15 protein-coding genes are annotated in these 15,248 nt (G+C 65.5%); 7 read left to right on the top strand and 8 right to left on the bottom strand.

Going from position 1 to position 15,248, the window contains the following annotated elements; translation table 11 throughout:
* The 6 genes from BN1136_RS09945 to pspA all read right to left on the bottom strand — a co-directional run.
* Window positions 1-536 (bottom strand): phenylalanine 4-monooxygenase (locus BN1136_RS09945; protein WP_043808424.1); only part of this gene is annotated, 536 nt, incomplete at its 3' end.
* Between the two features lie 168 nt (window positions 537-704).
* Window positions 705-1,727, bottom strand: a complete 1,023-nt coding sequence (locus tag BN1136_RS09940; RefSeq protein WP_043760998.1) for a YcjF family protein — start codon at window positions 1,725-1,727, stop codon at window positions 705-707.
* A gap of 30 nt (window positions 1,728-1,757) precedes the next feature.
* Window positions 1,758-3,164, bottom strand: coding sequence for a YcjX family GTP-binding protein (locus tag BN1136_RS09935; RefSeq protein WP_043760999.1), 1,407 nt, complete (start codon window positions 3,162-3,164; stop codon window positions 1,758-1,760).
* 104 nt (window positions 3,165-3,268) lie between these two features.
* Complete coding sequence (gene pspC / locus BN1136_RS09930; RefSeq protein WP_043761000.1) at window positions 3,269-3,673, bottom strand: envelope stress response membrane protein PspC; 405 nt, start codon at window positions 3,671-3,673, stop codon at window positions 3,269-3,271.
* Window positions 3,670-3,906 (bottom strand): envelope stress response membrane protein PspB, encoded by a 237-nt coding sequence (gene pspB / locus BN1136_RS09925; protein ID WP_042075503.1) that lies wholly within the window; start codon window positions 3,904-3,906, stop codon window positions 3,670-3,672. Before pspB ends, pspC begins: the two co-directional genes overlap by 4 nt.
* Before the next feature lie 3 nt (window positions 3,907-3,909).
* On the bottom strand, window positions 3,910-4,584 hold the full coding sequence (pspA, locus tag BN1136_RS09920) for a phage shock protein PspA (protein WP_043761001.1): 675 nt from the start codon (window positions 4,582-4,584) through the stop codon (window positions 3,910-3,912).
* Between the two features lie 196 nt (window positions 4,585-4,780).
* Here pspA and pspF point away from each other — a divergent pair, with 196 nt between their 5' ends.
* The 6 genes from pspF (at window position 4,781) to BN1136_RS09890 (ending at window position 11,506) form a co-directional block, all read left to right on the top strand.
* Entirely contained in the window at window positions 4,781-5,827 is a 1,047-nt protein-coding gene (gene pspF, locus BN1136_RS09915) for a phage shock protein operon transcriptional activator (RefSeq protein WP_043761002.1), read from the top strand.
* 130 nt (window positions 5,828-5,957) lie between these two features.
* Window positions 5,958-7,553: an ABC transporter substrate-binding protein SapA gene (gene sapA, locus BN1136_RS09910; protein WP_043761003.1), complete on the top strand. Its 1,596-nt coding sequence runs from the start codon at window positions 5,958-5,960 to the stop codon at window positions 7,551-7,553.
* A gap of 67 nt (window positions 7,554-7,620) precedes the next feature.
* Entirely contained in the window at window positions 7,621-8,580 is a 960-nt protein-coding gene (locus BN1136_RS09905) for an ABC transporter permease (protein ID WP_043761004.1), read from the top strand.
* Window positions 8,581-8,666: 86 nt separating this feature from the next.
* Entirely contained in the window at window positions 8,667-9,560 is an 894-nt protein-coding gene (locus BN1136_RS09900) for an ABC transporter permease subunit (protein WP_043761005.1), read from the top strand.
* 79 nt (window positions 9,561-9,639) lie between these two features.
* Window positions 9,640-10,638, top strand: coding sequence for a peptide ABC transporter ATP-binding protein (locus BN1136_RS09895; RefSeq protein WP_043761006.1), 999 nt, complete (start codon window positions 9,640-9,642; stop codon window positions 10,636-10,638).
* A gap of 82 nt (window positions 10,639-10,720) precedes the next feature.
* Complete coding sequence (locus BN1136_RS09890; RefSeq protein WP_043761007.1) at window positions 10,721-11,506, top strand: peptide ABC transporter ATP-binding protein; 786 nt, start codon at window positions 10,721-10,723, stop codon at window positions 11,504-11,506.
* 139 nt (window positions 11,507-11,645) lie between these two features.
* Here BN1136_RS09890 and miaE read toward each other — a convergent pair whose 3' ends face one another.
* On the bottom strand, window positions 11,646-12,404 hold the full coding sequence (miaE, locus tag BN1136_RS09885) for a tRNA isopentenyl-2-thiomethyl-A-37 hydroxylase MiaE (protein ID WP_043761008.1): 759 nt from the start codon (window positions 12,402-12,404) through the stop codon (window positions 11,646-11,648).
* A gap of 103 nt (window positions 12,405-12,507) precedes the next feature.
* On the bottom strand, window positions 12,508-13,518 hold the full coding sequence (locus tag BN1136_RS09880) for a LacI family DNA-binding transcriptional regulator (protein ID WP_043761009.1): 1,011 nt from the start codon (window positions 13,516-13,518) through the stop codon (window positions 12,508-12,510).
* 254 nt (window positions 13,519-13,772) lie between these two features.
* Between BN1136_RS09880 and ascF the strand changes: the two genes are divergently transcribed.
* Window positions 13,773-15,224: a PTS cellobiose/arbutin/salicin transporter subunit IIBC gene (gene ascF, locus BN1136_RS09875; RefSeq protein ID WP_043761012.1), complete on the top strand. Its 1,452-nt coding sequence runs from the start codon at window positions 13,773-13,775 to the stop codon at window positions 15,222-15,224.
* The last annotated feature ends 24 nt before the right edge of the window (window positions 15,225-15,248 follow it).

Here is a 15,248-nt window from a genome sequence, read left to right as displayed (position 1 = left end):
CCGTAGATGTGCAGCCCCCCCGCCCCCTGCAGCAAACCAAATTCCACCGTGAACCAGTAGAGCCGGGCCAGATAGACCCGCTCCTCCTTGCTGGCGTTGAGCCCGAGCTGGCCATAGAGGTGGGTGAAATGGGCAAACGCAGGGTTGGTCAGCATGGCGCAATGGCCGAAGATCTCGTGGAAGATGTCGGGCTCCTGCAGGTAGTCGAGCTCATCCCGGCGGCGGATGAAGGTGGCAACCGGAAACTGGCGGTTGGCCAGCAGGGCAAAGAAGCGATCAAACGAGATGAGGGCAGGCACCGCGGCCACCGACCAGCCGGTGGCAGGGGTCAGGGCGGCGTTGATCTCATCGAGCTGCGGAATGCGATCCCGGGGCAGCGCGAGCCGTGCCAGCCCCGCCCGGTATTCATCACAGGCCTTGCCTTCCAGGGCCGCGAGCTGGCGCTCGATCAGGATCTGCCAGGTGCCGTGCTCCTCGTCCGTGTAGTGGATCCTGCCCTGTTCATCCGGCAGATGCGCCGTGTAGAGACTTGCCATGAGTGCTTCCATCCTCTGGGTGCCGCCCCGCCATCCGGGTGCTGACTGGCCGCTTGACCATGGGATCACTGTAACGGTTTGCCCCTCAAAAAAGCAGCCGACCCCGAGGTCGGCTGATTTTGACAATTGTAAATATTTTGTGACATTCGCACCCGGGTGCCGACGGGCTCACGCCTTGTTGAGGTAGCCCGCCAGCTGGCCGATCAACCGCTTTCTCAGCTCGCCCAGCTTCGGCTTCTCGTCGGCACACCAGGGGAGAGGACGGCACGCCTCCATGGTGCGCAGGCCCAGGCGGGCAGTGAGCAGCCCGGCCCCCACCCCCTGCGCTGCCCGGGCGGAGAGCTTGGCGGTGAGCTCGGCTCCCAGCAGATCCATGCCTACCTCGGTCACCAGCTCGGTGGCGCCGGCGTAGAGCATGTTGCGAAACACCTGGCGAATGAGGCGAATGCGGCTCCAATAGCCGAGCTCGATGGCGTAGACATCGGCGATGTCCTCGATCATCCGCAGGTTGCGCCACAGCATCAGCATCATGTCGACGGTGGCGAGCGGGCTCAGGGCCACCAGCACGGCGGCCTCCCCCGACCATTTCGCCACCCTGGCCTGGGCCAGCTTGTCCCGCTCGGTCAGCACCAGCTGGCTGTAGAGGGTCAGCACCTCCCGATCGCTGTGGCTCTCGTCGAGCTGGGCGAGCCAGGTGCGATACCCCTCCCGCCCCTTGTCACCGCTGCGCTCGGCCAGCTGCTCGCAAAACGCCTGCCCCTGCCCGACCCCCTGATGGGCGAGCAGGTCTTCGGCCCGCGAGCGCACGTCCTGACGTTTCTTCAGGGTGCGCAGGCGCAGCCACTCGCGCCCCACCATCCCGGCAGTGCCCACCACCACCAGACCGGAGGCGATCAACCAGGCCCCGCCCCAGAACGGCGAGGAGGCAAACTGCTCGGTGAGGAAGAGGCCGAACTGACCCAGGGAGAGCAGGCCGACCGCCCCCAGCCCCCAGGCCAGCAGGCGATGGCGGCGACGCGGCCTGACGGTGAGGGCGGGCTCGACCTCGGTCAGGGCGTCGAGCTCCTCGAGGCGCTCGAAGCTCTCCTCCTCCAGCCGTTGTGCAGGGGCAGGCGGTCGCGCTTGCGCCGCCTGGGCGGGTTCCAGGATCACCTTGCCTTGCAGCGGTGCCGGTTTGATCTGATCGTTCATCTTGTTGTCTGCTCCTTCGGGCGGTGCCGGTTATTCGAGGTGATCCCCGAGCAAGAACTCCAGCGCCGCATCGAGCCGGATATGAGGCAGCGCCTCATGGGCGCTCATGGGCAAAGGGCGAAATCCCTGAAAATCGAAACCCTGGGTGTGCCACCACTGGGCTGGCGGGATCTGGGACGGCACCTCCCCCGGGAAGAGCAGCAGCGGCTCGCCGGCCAGGCTGGTGCCGCGAATGGCCGGAAACTCCCGGCCATTCGCCTGCCCCTTGCCCACCTCGGTGGCCTTGATGGCGGCGAGGGCCAGACACTCGGTCTCTATCCCCTCGAAACGGGCCTGACCCCGGCCACGGCTCACCAGGTGCTGCAGCAGGGAGACCAGGGGCCCGTGCTGCTCCGGCGTGACGTGATCCGCCTTGCTCGCCACAAACAGCAGCTTGTCGATGCGCGGGGCGAACAGCCGGCGCCACCAGTTGCTCTTGCCGTAGGCGAAGCTCTCCATGATGCGGGCGATGGCCTGCTGCATGTCGCCAAAGCTGGCGGCGCCGGCGTTGAGGGGTTGCAGGCAGTCCACCAGCACGATCTGGCGATCGAAACCGGCGAAGTGCTGCTCGTAGAAGCCCTGCACCAGGTGCTGCTTGTACTGCTCGAAGCGCTGCTTGAAGGTGGCGTAGAGGGTACCGTCGGCAGGAACCTGGGCCGGGGCATCCCAGACCCAGGGCACGAACTGCAGCAGCGGCGCGCCGGCATACTCCCCCGGCAGCACGAAGCGCCCCGGCTGGATGAGGTGCAGACCGAGCTCCCGCTTGCAGGCGTGCAGGTAGTCGGTATAACGGGCGGCCAGTTCGCTGGCGGCCCGCTCCTCGAAGGCCTGCTCCGCCTGCCAGCCGGGGGTCAGCCAGCCTGCCGCCAGGGCCTGCAGTTCGGGGCGGCGCAGCTGCTCGCGCACCTGCTCGCTCCACTGGGCGTAATCGAGCTCGAGCAGGGGCAAGTCCAGAAGCCACTCCCCCGGATAGTCCACCAGATCCACGTAGAGGGTGGAGATCTCCCCCAGGTGCCTGCGCAGGGGGTGGCGGGTACGATAGCGAATTTCGAGGCGCACCTCGGCCACCCCCCGGGTCGGCTCGGGCCAGGCCGGCGGCTCGCCGAACAGGGCGCCCAGGCCCCGCTCGTAGGGGAAGGTGGGAATATGGGCATTCTGCTGGGGCACCCGGCGGGCCCCCAGGATCCGCCCCTGGCGCTGGGCATCCCAGAGGGGCAGCCGGCCATCGATGGCCGCGTGCTCCAGCTGGTTCACCAGGGCCGTGATGAAGGCGGTCTTGCCGCTGCGGGAGAGGCCGGTGACCGCCAGCCGGATGTGGCGATCCCGGGCCCGGTTCACCACCTCAAAGGCCCTGTGCTGCAGCACGGACCAGGAGTGTTCGAGTTTGTTGCGTATCAAGGCGGGTCTGTCTCCCCCTGTTGTCACCTCTGAGTGGCCCCGGCAGCGTCATGAGAGGGGCCATGAGACGGGCCGCGAGGCGTGTGCCGCGCGGCCCGGGGTCGTTACAGCTTGTTGAACTCGCGCTGCAGGGTGAACTCCTTGGAGGTCACCAGCTTCTCGAGCCGCTGCACCCTGGGCTCCAGGGTGTCGAGCTCGCGGGCGATGCGGCCCAGCGCCTGATGGGGGGTGATGCCCGCCTGCCAGGTGCGCGCCTTCATGCGCACCTCGGCAAACTCCCCCTCCTGCTCCCCGTAGAGGGTGACCGGCTTCTTGTCGAGCAGGAACCAGGCGGCGATGTAGGCGGTGAAGGTGATGAAGCCGGCGAAGATGAGGCCGCTGATGGCCAGCAGCCGCACGATCCAGGTCTCCACCCCGAAGTAGTCGGCAAGGCCGGCACAGACCCCGGCAATCTTGCCCTGCTGGGGGTCACGATAGAGGTTGCGTCCCTCTCTGCTCCACTGTGTCATACCCTGCTCCTCCAGCCCGGGACCTCGGCATCCAGGATCGACTCAAGGGCACCGACCCGCTCCTGCATCTTCTCGGCACGGGCCAGCAGCCCCTGCAGCTGTTCCCGCTCGCTGTCGGCAAGGCCGGCACCGATCCGCCCCTTGGCGCGGTAGTGCAGCACCAGCCAGATGGGCGCCACCACCACCATGAAGACCACCATGGGAACCATCAACACACCCAGCAGATCTTCCATCTGTTACTCCCCCTGTTTGCTGTCACTCTGACCGAGCTTCTGGCGCATGGCCTCCAGCTCGCGGCTGATCTGATCGTCCGCCTCCAGCTCGGCAAACTGCTGGGCAAGCGCCTGGTCGGACTGTCCCAGATCGGCGCGGGCCTCCATCTCGTCGATGCGGCGCTCCATGCGTTCGAACTTGCTGACCACGGACTGGCTGCCGCCACGGGCCACCTGGCTCTGCACGTTCAGCCGGCTGCTGGCGGCCTCGCTGCGAATGGCCATCGCCTTCTGGCGGGCACGGGCATCTTCCAGCTTGGCTTCCAGCTGGCGGATCTCCTCCCCCAGCTTGTCGATGCCGCTGTCCACCGCCTGCAGCTCGCGCTGCAGCGCATCGGCGAGCTCGGTCTGCTTGCTCTTCTCGATGAGGGCGGCGCGGGCCAGATCCTCGCGCCCCTTGGTCAGGGCCAGCTCGGCCTTGCCCTGCCACTCGGCCACCCGCTCCTGATGGCGGCTGACCTGACGACCAATCTCTTTCTGGTTGGCGAGGAAGCGGGCCAGGTTGGAGCGCTCCTTCACCAGTTCATCTTCCATCTCCTGGATGATCAGGCGCACCATCTTCTGGGGGTCTTCCGCCTTGTCGAGCAGGGAAGTCAGGTTGGAGTTGATGATGTCGGCCAGGCGGGAAAAAATGCTCATGATTGTACTCCTGTGATAGGCATCGGGTTGTTTCTCCATTGACAATGGCAACTTGTGTGCCAATCTGGAACAATTATTAACTTGTTGATTTATATGGGCACTCTCGCAGGGATTCAAGTGCCTCGGAAACAAGTGATGATTAAAATAACCAACTTTTGGTAAGATTAACCAGATTTTTCAACGAACAGGGGCAGGGATGACCACGGCCACGGAGAGTCTGTTGGGTGAGTCCAACGCGTTTCTAGAAATCATCGAGCAGGCCTCGCGCCTTGCGCCGCTGCGCAAGCCCGTGCTCATCATCGGCGAGCGGGGAACCGGCAAGGAGCTCATCGCCCACCGCCTACATTATCTCTCGGATCGCTGGGATCAAAGCTTTGTCACCATCAACTGCGCCACCTTGAGCGAGAGTCTGCTGGAAACCGAGCTGTTCGGCCACGAGGCGGGCTCCTTCACCGGCGCCGCCAAGCGTCATCAGGGCCGCTTCGAGCGGGCCGACGGCGGCACCCTGTTCCTCGACGAGCTGGCCACCACCAGCGCCCGGGTGCAGGAGAAGCTGCTGCGGGTCATCGAGTACGGTGAATTCGAGCGCGTCGGCGGAGCCAAGGCCCTCAAGGTCGACGTGCGCCTGGTGTGCGCTACCAACGAGGATCTGCCGGCGCTGGCCGACAAGGGGCAGTTTCGCCACGATCTGCTGGACCGGCTGGCGTTCGACGTCATCACCCTGCCCCCCCTGCGGGAGCGGCGCGAGGACATCCTGATGCTGGCGGAGCACTTCGCCCACGGCATGACCCGGGAGCTCGGCTACCCGCTGTTTGCCGGCTTCTCCCGCAAGGCGACCCAGCTGCTGCTGGACTACCCCTGGCCCGGCAACGTGCGGGAGCTCAAGAACGTGGTGGAGCGCAGCCTCTATCGCCAGGGCAACCCGCAGTTGCCGCTGGCGGAGCTGGTGCTCAATCCCTTTGACTCCCCCTGGCGCCCCCGCGCCGCCGGCAAGGCCGCGCCCGTGGCCAGCGAGGCGGCGCCGGTGAACGGGGCCCAGGCCCCCGGCCTGCCCCTGGATCTCAAGGGGGCGGTGGCGGAATACGAGATTAATTTACTCAAGCAAGCGATGCAGCAATCCCAGTATAATCAGCGCAAAGCGGCTCAATTGCTGGCCCTGAGCTACCACCAGTTCAGGGGCATGCTGCGAAAATACCAGCTGCTGGACGGGGATGAGAACGGTGGCAACCCGGAGATGGGCTGATGAGCCCCCTCTGTGCCGGCGGGCATCACGGTGCTCGCCACCCCGATGGGAGTGCCTGCCTGCCAGGATCCCGCAACGCGCCCGCCCTCTGGCGGGCAACTTTGTCTGAAAACATGGTTCCAACATGAGAATGCTAACCCCGCTGCTGCTCGGCTTCCTGGTCCTGGTCAGCGGCTGTCAGAAACGCGACGAGGCCTCCAGAACGGGGCTCATCTATTGCGCCGAAGGGGCACCCCGAACCTTCAATCCCCAGCTGGCCAATGCGGATCCGACCCTGGATGCCAGCGCCCGCCCCCTCTACGATCGCCTGCTCGAGGTGAATGCCAACACCCTCGGCATCGAAGGGGCGCTCGCCACCCACTGGCGCGTGAGCGATGACGGCCTCTCCTATGCCCTGACCCTGCGCAAGGGGGTGACCTTCCACCGCACGCCCTGGTTCAGCCCGACACGCCACTTCAACGCCGACGACGTGCTGTTCACCTGGCAGCGCCTGCTCGATGAACACCACCCCTACCACAACGTCTCCGGCGGCGAGTACCCCTATTTCTATGGCCTGGGGCTCGGCAGCCTCATCAAGCGGGTCTACAAGAAGGGCCCTCACCAGGTAGTGTTCGAGCTGAACCGGCCGGACGCCTCCTTCCTCGCCACCCTGGCCAGCGATTACGCCATCGTGCTCTCCGCCGAATATGGCGAGCAGATGGCCAAGGCCGGCACCCCGGCGCTGCTGGACAGCCGCCCCATCGGCACCGGCCCGTTCAGCTTCAAGGAGTATCGCCACAACGAATTCGTGCGCTACCTGCGCCACCCCGGTTACTGGGGCGGCGAGGCGAAGGTGGAGCAGCTCATCTACGACATCACCCCCAAATCCTCCAAGCGTCTGGCCAAGCTGCTGACCGGCGAGTGCGATGTGATGAGCACCCCCTCCGCCAGCCAGCTGTCGGTGATAGGCAAGGACACCCACCTCAATCTGTCGGTGCAGTCCGGGATGAATGTCGCCTTCCTCGCACTCAATACCCGCAAGGCACCGTTCAACAAGGTGCAGGTACGCCAGGCGCTCGCCAGCGCCATCAATGTGCAGAACCTGCTGCAGGCGGTCTATTTCGAGACGGGCCAGAGCGCCGCCAGCCTGCTGCCGCCGCTCTCCTGGGGCTATAACCCCTCCCTGCCGCAGCGCAAGCCGGACCTCAGGCTCGCACGCCAGCTGCTCAAGGACGCAGGCTACCCCAACGGCTTCGAGATGCAGGTGCTGGTGCAGCCCGGCGCTCGCCCCTACAACCCGGACGGCCTCAAGACCGCCCAGCTGATGCGCAGCGATCTCGCCAAGATAGGGGTGAGCCTCAAGATAGTGCAGCAGGCCTGGCCGGTCATCGAGACCCGGCTCGCCCGGGGGCAGTACGACAGCCTGCTCTCCGGCTGGATCGCCGACAACGCGGATCCGGACAACTTCTTCCGCCAGCTGCTGAGCTGCGCCGCCGTGGAGCGGGGCAACAACTACAGCCGCTGGTGCAGCCCGGCCTTCGATCAGCTGCTGGACGATGCGGTGACCACCCCGCAGCTCGCCTTCCGCCTGCGCAACTATTACTATGCCCAGTCCCTGCTCAACGAGCAGTTGCCGCTCATCCCGCTGGCCCATGCCCTGCGCACCCAGGTGAGCCGCAACGACGTCCAGGGACTGATGCTCATGCCCTTCGGCGGCACCACCTTCAACCAGGCCTATCGGGAGTGAACATGTCGGATATCCATCCCATCGGCGGCGCTCGCCCGGCGGCACGGCCGCACCTGGAGGCATAAGCATGTTCTTCTATATCCTGCGCCGCATCACCCTGCTGGTCATCACCCTGCTGGTGCTGACCCTGGGGGCCTACCTGCTGGAGTTTCGCCTCATCACCCAGGTGCTGGACTTCTGGCACGGCTACCCTGACTTTCTGCAGCGGATCTTCGCGGGGGACTTCGGCCTCTCCAGCGTCTCCGGCCAGCCCGTGCTGGACGAGATCCGCCGCTACTTCCCGGCAACCCTGGCGCTCTGTCTCGCGGCCTTCGCCATTTCGCTGCTGGTGGGGATCCCCCTCGGCACCCTGGCCGCCCTCTACCAGGGCCGCAGCCTGGATCTCTCCATCATGGCCGCCGGCCTCCTCGGCTACGCCGTGCCCGTCTTCTGGCTGGCGCTCCTGATGGTGATGTTCTTCTCCCTGGATCTCGGCTGGCTGCCCTCCTCCGGCCAGATCAGCCTGCTCTACGACGTCCCCTCCATCACCGGGGTCGCCATCGTCGACGTGCTGATGAGCCAGGAGCCCTGGCGGGAAGAGGCACTGCACGATGCCCTGCGCCACCTGGTGCTGCCCTCCCTGGTGCTGGCCGTGGTGCCCACCACCGAGGTGATCCGCCACGTGCGCAGCTCCCTCATCGACGTGATGAAGCAGAACTACATCAAGGCGGCGGCCAGCCGCGGCCTCTCCCGCCGCCAGATCGTCTGGCGCCACGGCCTCAAGAACGCCCTGCCCCCCGTGCTGCCCCTCCTCGGGCTGCAACTGGGCAGCGTGCTCACCTCCGCCATGATCACCGAGGTGGTGTTCGACTGGCCCGGCATCGGCCGCTGGCTGGTGAGCAGCATCGCGCTGCAGGACTACGCCGCCATCCGCGGTGCCTCCCTGGTGGTGGCCAGCTTCGTCATCTTCATCAGCGTCAGCACCGAGCTGCTGACCACCATCATGTACCCGGCAAGGCGCAAGGAACTCTATGCACGACAAGACTGACCGCGCGCCCCAGGCCCTTCGCGGGGTAACGTACGCCATGCAACACCCTGTTGACGACCCTCGCAATCAGGGCGGGAACCTGCATCATGCACGATAAATCGAACATCTATCCGGAGCTGCGGATCCTCTCTCCCCTGGAGCAGACCTGGGCCTCCTACCGGCGAAATCCGCTGGCCATGGCCGGGCTCTGGTGCTTCGGCCTGCTGCTGCTGATCACCCTCATCGGCCCCCTGGTGATCCCCTACGGCATCGACGATCAGCACAGCGACCACCTGCTGCTCGCCCCCTCCTGGGCCAGCATCGGCAACATCGACTACTTCCTCGGCACCGACGATCTGGGGCGCGACATCCTCTCCCGCCTCGTCGCGGGCGCCCGCCTCACCTTCGGCAACGCCCTGGTGGTGGTGGTCATCGCCCTCGTCGTCGGCTCGGCCATCGGCATCCTGGGTGGCATGAGCAAGGGGGTGAAATCGAGCGTGCTCCATCACCTGCTCGATACCCTGCTCTCCATCCCCTCTTTGCTGCTGGCCATCATCGTCGTGGCCATCCTGGGGCCCGGCCTCTTCAACACCCTGATCGCCATCACGCTGGCGCTGATCCCCCCCTTCATCCGGGCGACCTACAACGCGGTCCACGCCGAGATGCAGAAGGAGTACATCATCGCGAGCCGCCTCGACGGCTCACCGCCCTTGCGGATCATGCGCCTGGCCATATTGCCGAACATCGTCGAGACCCTGGTGACCCAGACCACCCGTACCCTCTCGGCGGCCATCCTGGACATCTCGGCGGTGGGTTTTCTCGGCCTCGGAGCCCAGTCCCCCCAGCCGGAGTGGGGCGCCATGCTGGCGGATTCGAGCGATCTCATCTACCTGGCACCCTGGACCGTGACCCTGCCGGGCATGGCCATCCTGTTCAGCGTGCTGGTCACCAACCTGGTGGGTGAAGGCATTCGCGAAGCGCTCAAAGAGGGGAATGATTGATGATGCCCCTGCTCAATGCCGGCCATATCCATCAGGGCGCGCGCCGCCCTCCCCTGAGCCACCATGAGGAGCGCCACTGATGCCGTTACTCGACATACGCAACCTCACCATCGAAATCGACACGCCCCAGGGCAAGGTCAAGGCGGTGGACAGGGTCAGCCTGACCCTGAACGAGGGGGAGATCCGCGGCCTGGTGGGGGAATCGGGCTCGGGCAAGAGCCTGGTCGCCAAGGTGATCGTCGGCATCCAGAAGGACAACTGGACGGTGCGCGCCGACCGGATGCGCTTCAACGACATGGATCTGCTGACCATGGCCCCCAAGGAGCGACGCCGCATCATGGGCCGGGAGATCGCCATGATCTTCCAGGACCCCATCAGCTGTCTCGACCCCTCCGAGGAGATCGGCACCCAGCTCGAAGAGGCCATTCCCACCAGCGCCTTCGCCGGCAAGTTCTGGCAGCGATTCCAGTGGCGCAAGAAGCGGGCCATCGCCCTGCTGCACCGGGTGGGGGTCAAGGATCACCGCAAGGTGATGCGGGCCTATCCCCACGAGCTGTCGGACGGCATGTGCCAGAAGGTGATGATCGCCATGGCCATTGCCAACCAGCCGCGCCTGCTGGTGGCGGACGAGCCCACCAGCGCCATGGAGTCCACCACCCACTCCCAGATCCTGCGGCTGCTGGACAAGATGAACAAGCTGGGCAACACCACCATCCTCATCATCAGCAACGACATCGCCGCCATCGCGAACCTGACCGACACCCTCAACATCATGTATTGCGGCCAGATGGTGGAGGTGGGCACCCGGGACCAGATCCTCGAATCCCCCCACCACCCCTATACGGATGCCCTGCTCAAGTCCATCCCGGACTTTGACAAGCTGGTGCGCCACAAGTCCCGGCTCGAGACCCTGCCCGGCGTCATCCCGCCGCTGCAGCATCTGCCCATCGGCTGCCGCCTCGGCCCACGCTGCCCCTACGCCCAGAAGCAGTGCGTGCAGACGCCGCTGATGAGCAAGGTCAAGGGGCACCAGTTCAGTTGCCACTTCCCGCTCAACATGGAAGACCCGAAGAAATGAACCGGCACCAGACCATGACCCGGGGCACCTGCCCGCCCTGCCAGCCCCTTTTCCCGGCGACCACACGCAAGGAGACCACGTCGTGACCGAACCTTCCCTGTTGCAGGTCAGGGGCCTGTGCAAGACCTACCAGAACCGTACCGGCCTGTTCCGACGCCGCGCCGTGGAGGCCATCAAGCCGCTGTCGTTCGATCTCGGGGTGGGTCAGACCCTGGCCATCGTCGGGGAGGCGGGCTCGGGCAAGAGCACCCTAGCGCGTATCCTGGCCGGCATGATAGAGCCGAGCGGCGGCGAGATCGCCATCGAGGGGCAGCCCATGGTCCACGGTGACTATCAAACCCGCTGCAAGCTGCTGCGGATGATCTTCCAGGACCCAAATACGTCCCTGAACCGCAAGATCCGGGTCGGCCAGATCCTGGAAACCCCGCTGCGGCTCAACACCGAGATGACCGAGGAGGAGCGCCGGGAGAAGGTGATCCAGACCCTGCGCATGGTGGGCATGCTGGCGGATCACGCGCTCTTCTACCCCCAGATGCTCTCCGCCGGCCAGCAGCAGCGGGTGGGGCTGGCGCGGGCGCTCATCCTCAACCCCAAGATAGTGGTGGCCGACGAGGCCCTCTCGACCCTGGACATCTCGGTGCGCTCCCAGATCATCAATCTGCTGCTGGAGATGCAGGAGACCATGGGGCTCAGCTACGTGCTGGTGGCCAACGATCTGGGCATCGTCAGCCACATCAGCGACGAGGTGCTGGTGATGCACGAGGGCCGGGTGGTGGAGCGCGGCAAGACCCTGCGGGTCTTCGCCGATCCCCAGCACGAGGTGACCCGCCGTCTCATCCAGAACTACAACAACGAATACCGCCGCTGATCCCGGCGGCCCCCTCTCCCCCTTCTCGCAGACATAAAAAACCCGGCCTGATGTGGCATCAGTCGCCGGGGGATTGCGCTCAAAAGTGATTGCGTCGCTCGTAGTAGGAACAGGGCAATGGTAGGCAGCCCCCACTACCTCAACAACTGTCAGATCTGACAGGCAGTCCGCTATGGAACCTGAACTGCGAGTCTGGCGAACGGATGAGTTCCGCCTCCAGGCGCCCGAAGAAGGCGATGCGCTCGCTGATGTCCTCCTGTGCGAACTCCTCTGCCAGGGCCAGATAGTCCTGGTAGTGGCGCGCCTCCGAGCGCAGCAGGGAGACGTAGAAACGGCCCAACTCCTCGTCCAGGTGGGGGGCGATCTTCGCGAAGCGCTCGCAGGATCGCGCCTCTATGTAGGCGCCGATGATCATCTTGTCCACCACGGCCGCCGGCTCGTAGGTACGCACGTGGGTCAGCAGGCTGCGGGCATAGCGGGAGGCCGTGACGGGCCCGTAGGGGATGCCGCGCGCGGCCATGATCTCCAGCACCTGCTCGAAGTGGTGCAGCTCCTCCTGGATGAGGCGCACCATGGGAAACAGCAGGGGGTTGCGCTCCAGCTCCGCAAACACGCTGCGCTCCGACTCGCCCATGGTCCGCTTGCCGAGGATCTCCGCCTTCTCGGGGATGGCGTCCAGCTCACGGTAAAATTCGAGCTTGGGCAGCAGGTGGCGCTTCTCCTTGGGCAGGCAGTAGCGGCGCACCAGGCTGTGGGCCGTCAGGGCCGCCTTGTTCTCGCAGTTGGCGTGATCGATGAGCAGGGTCGGCAATTGGGCGGGATCCCGCGCCATTTCCACCCACTCATCCGGGGTCTCACAATGCAGGAACTGGCGAACGGGGGCTAGCAGGTCATCCATCTGAACTCTCATCTGTTGATACAACACGCGGCGCCGGAGCGCCGGGGGCGCCTATGCTAACGGATCCCGCAAAGCCTGCCCACCTCCCCGGTGCAATTGCCGATCAGGCATTCCGCTCCCGCAGGGAGTCCCGTCGCACCAGCTCCCCGGCGAAGGGCACGCCGGCCACGGGCCTTGCCTCCTCCAGCATGGCGATGAGTCGTCCTATGGTCTCCTTGATCATCTCGGTCACCGGCATCTTGACGCTGGAGAGGGAGGGAATGGTGTAGGGAGCCACGGCGATGTCATCGAACCCGATGACGGAGATCGTCTCCGGCACCCCTATGCCCTGCTGGTGCAACTGCTTGATGGCACCGATGGCCATGTCGTCGTTGCTGGCCACCAGGGCGCTGAAGCGCACGCCCCGCGCCAGCAGGGTCGATACCCCCTGAGCGCCGCAGGCGGGGGTCCAGCGTCCGGCGACGATCCGCTCCTCGCAAGGGGGAATGCCGTGGCGCTGCAGGGCCTGGCGATAACCGGCCAGGCGCTCGATGCCGGTGGGGGACTCCGCCGCCCCGGTGATGAAGGCGATCTCCCTGTGCCCCATCGCCACCAGGCTGTCCACCACGGCCTCGGCCGCCCCCTGCTGATCCGCATAGACGCAGTGGGCAGGGTGACGGGGCAAGCGCCGGTTGAGCACCATGATGGGCTGGTCATACTGCTCGATGATCTCGTCCATCTCCTCGACACTGAGAAAACGCGGATAGATGATGATGCCGTCGCAGCGTGAATCGAGCAGGTACTGGATGGCCTGGCGCTCCTCGTCGGCGCTGTGCTTGCCGTCCGCCAGGATCAGCTGGCGTCCCCGCGCCTCCGTCATCCGCGCGGCGTGGGAGAGCAGCTCGCCGAAGTAGCCGCCGTGATAGAGGGTGTTGGTCACCACCAGCCCCAGAGTCTGGTTGTGCCGGGTCGCCAGCTGCCTGGCCAGCAGGTTGGGGCGATAGCCGCTCTCCTGGATGGCCTGGAACACCCGATCCCGGGTCTCCTGGCTGGTGTATCCATTGCCCGACAGCACGCGGGAGACCGTCGCCTTTGACACCCCTGCCCGCTTTGCCACCTCCAGCATCGTCGTCATATGTTCCCCCCTTTATTCGACGGGCCGCAGTGTACTGCACCCTCCCCCGCTTGTCGTAGCAAGAATGGCGATGCAGCCCCCCTTCAGTGATCCCATTCACGGATCTGCACAATGTCGGCCCCGGGGACTTGTGTCGCCAACGCAAAGCTCGCACTCTATGTGAAACCGGTTCCACATGCAGTTTCATCCCCCTTCTCTCACCATCAGCTGTGGTGAACAGAAGCAGGACCCACTTGGTAAAAGGATCAACCTCGATGTCAAAGAACTATGCGGCTCTGGCCAGTACTGTCATCACCGCCCTCGGTGGTACCGACAACGTCGTCGCCGTCACGCACTGCATGACGCGCCTGCGCTTCGTGCTGAGAGACCCGGCCCGGGTCGACGGCCCCGGGCTCAAGGCAACCCCGGGGGTGCTCGGCGTGGTACAGGCCGACAACCAGTGCCAGGTGATCATCGGCAACACCGTCTCCCACGCCTATCGCGAGGTCATCACCCTGCTGCCGGCCGATATCCAGCCCGCGCCGGTGCAAGGCAACGCGGGGTTCAGCTTGCGCCGCATCGGGGCCGCCATCCTCGACGCCCTGATCGGCACCATGTCGCCGCTCATTCCGGCCATTATCGGCGGCTCCATGCTCAAGCTGCTGGCCATGGTGCTGAGCATGAGCGGTCTGGTGGAGGCCACCTCCCCCAACTACATCATCCTCAATGCCATCGGCGACGGCGCCTTCTTCTTCCTGCCCCTGATGGTGGCGGCTTCCGCCTCGATCAAGTTCAAGACCAACATGTCGCTGGCCATCGCCATCGCCGGCGTTCTGGTGCACCCGAGCTTCATCGATCTGATGGCCAGGGCCGCCCAGGGAGAGCAGGTGACCTTCGCGTTCATTCCGGTGACCGCAGTCAAATACACCTACACCGTCATCCCCGCCCTGGTGATGACCTGGTGCCTTTCCTATATCGAGCGCTGGGTTGATCGCATCACCCCGGCGGTGACCAAGAACTTCCTCAAACCCATGCTGATCGTGCTGATCGCCGCGCCGCTGGCCATCCTGTTCATCGGCCCCGTCGGCATCTGGATCGGGACCGCCATCTCCGGCCTGGTCTACACGGTCCACGACTACCTGGGCTGGCTGTCGGTGGCCATCATGGGTGCGCTCTGGCCCCTGCTGGTGATGACCGGCATGCACCGCGTCTTCACCCCGACCATCATCCAGACCATCGCCGAGACCGGCAAGGAAGGCATGGTGATGCCCTCCGAAATCGGTGCCAACCTCTCCCTCGGCGGTGCCTCCCTCGCGGTCGCCTGGAAAACCCGCAACCCGGAGCTGCGCCAGACCGCCCTGGCCGCCGCTGCCTCCGCCATCATGGCCGGGATCTCCGAGCCCGCCCTCTACGGCGTCGCCCTGCGTCTCAAGCGCCCGCTCATCGCGAGCCTCATCAGCGGCTTCATCTGCGGCGCCGTCGCCGGCATGGCGGGTCTCGCCAGCCACTCCATGGCGGCCCCCGGCCTCTTCACCAGCGTGCAGTTCTTCGATCCGGCCAACCCCATGAGCATCGCCTGGGTGTTCGGTGTGATGGCGCTCTCCGTGGTGCTCTCCTTCGTCCTGACCCTGCTGATGGGCTTCGACGACATACCGGCAGAGAACACCGAGCGCCAGACCGACGCCTCCCAGGCCCTCGCGGGCGCCCGGGCACAGGCCAGCGCGTGATCCCATTTCAGACATGACAAGAGG

It is taken from the genome of Aeromonas taiwanensis (assembly GCF_000820165.1).
In the GTDB taxonomy this organism is placed as follows: domain Bacteria; phylum Pseudomonadota; class Gammaproteobacteria; order Enterobacterales; family Aeromonadaceae; genus Aeromonas; species Aeromonas taiwanensis.
Note: the sequence above shows the minus strand (reverse complement) of the source record. Positions and strands in the feature narration are given on the sequence as shown.

Coding starts and splice junctions, on each gene's coding strand:
- BN1136_RS09940 (WP_043760998.1), bottom strand. CDS start 1,727: ATGAACGATCAGATCAAACCGGCACCGCTGCAAGGCAAGGTGATCCTG.
- pspC (WP_043761000.1), bottom strand. CDS start 3,673: ATGACACAGTGGAGCAGAGAGGGACGCAACCTCTATCGTGACCCCCAG.
- pspB (WP_042075503.1), bottom strand. CDS start 3,906: ATGGAAGATCTGCTGGGTGTGTTGATGGTTCCCATGGTGGTCTTCATG.
- pspA (WP_043761001.1), bottom strand. CDS start 4,584: ATGAGCATTTTTTCCCGCCTGGCCGACATCATCAACTCCAACCTGACT.
- pspF (WP_043761002.1), top strand. CDS start 4,781: ATGACCACGGCCACGGAGAGTCTGTTGGGTGAGTCCAACGCGTTTCTA.
- sapA (WP_043761003.1), top strand. CDS start 5,958: ATGCTAACCCCGCTGCTGCTCGGCTTCCTGGTCCTGGTCAGCGGCTGT.
- BN1136_RS09905 (WP_043761004.1), top strand. CDS start 7,621: ATGTTCTTCTATATCCTGCGCCGCATCACCCTGCTGGTCATCACCCTG.
- BN1136_RS09900 (WP_043761005.1), top strand. CDS start 8,667: ATGCACGATAAATCGAACATCTATCCGGAGCTGCGGATCCTCTCTCCC.
- BN1136_RS09895 (WP_043761006.1), top strand. CDS start 9,640: ATGCCGTTACTCGACATACGCAACCTCACCATCGAAATCGACACGCCC.
- miaE (WP_043761008.1), bottom strand. CDS start 12,404: ATGGATGACCTGCTAGCCCCCGTTCGCCAGTTCCTGCATTGTGAGACC.
- BN1136_RS09880 (WP_043761009.1), bottom strand. CDS start 13,518: ATGACGACGATGCTGGAGGTGGCAAAGCGGGCAGGGGTGTCAAAGGCG.
- ascF (WP_043761012.1), top strand. CDS start 13,773: ATGTCAAAGAACTATGCGGCTCTGGCCAGTACTGTCATCACCGCCCTC.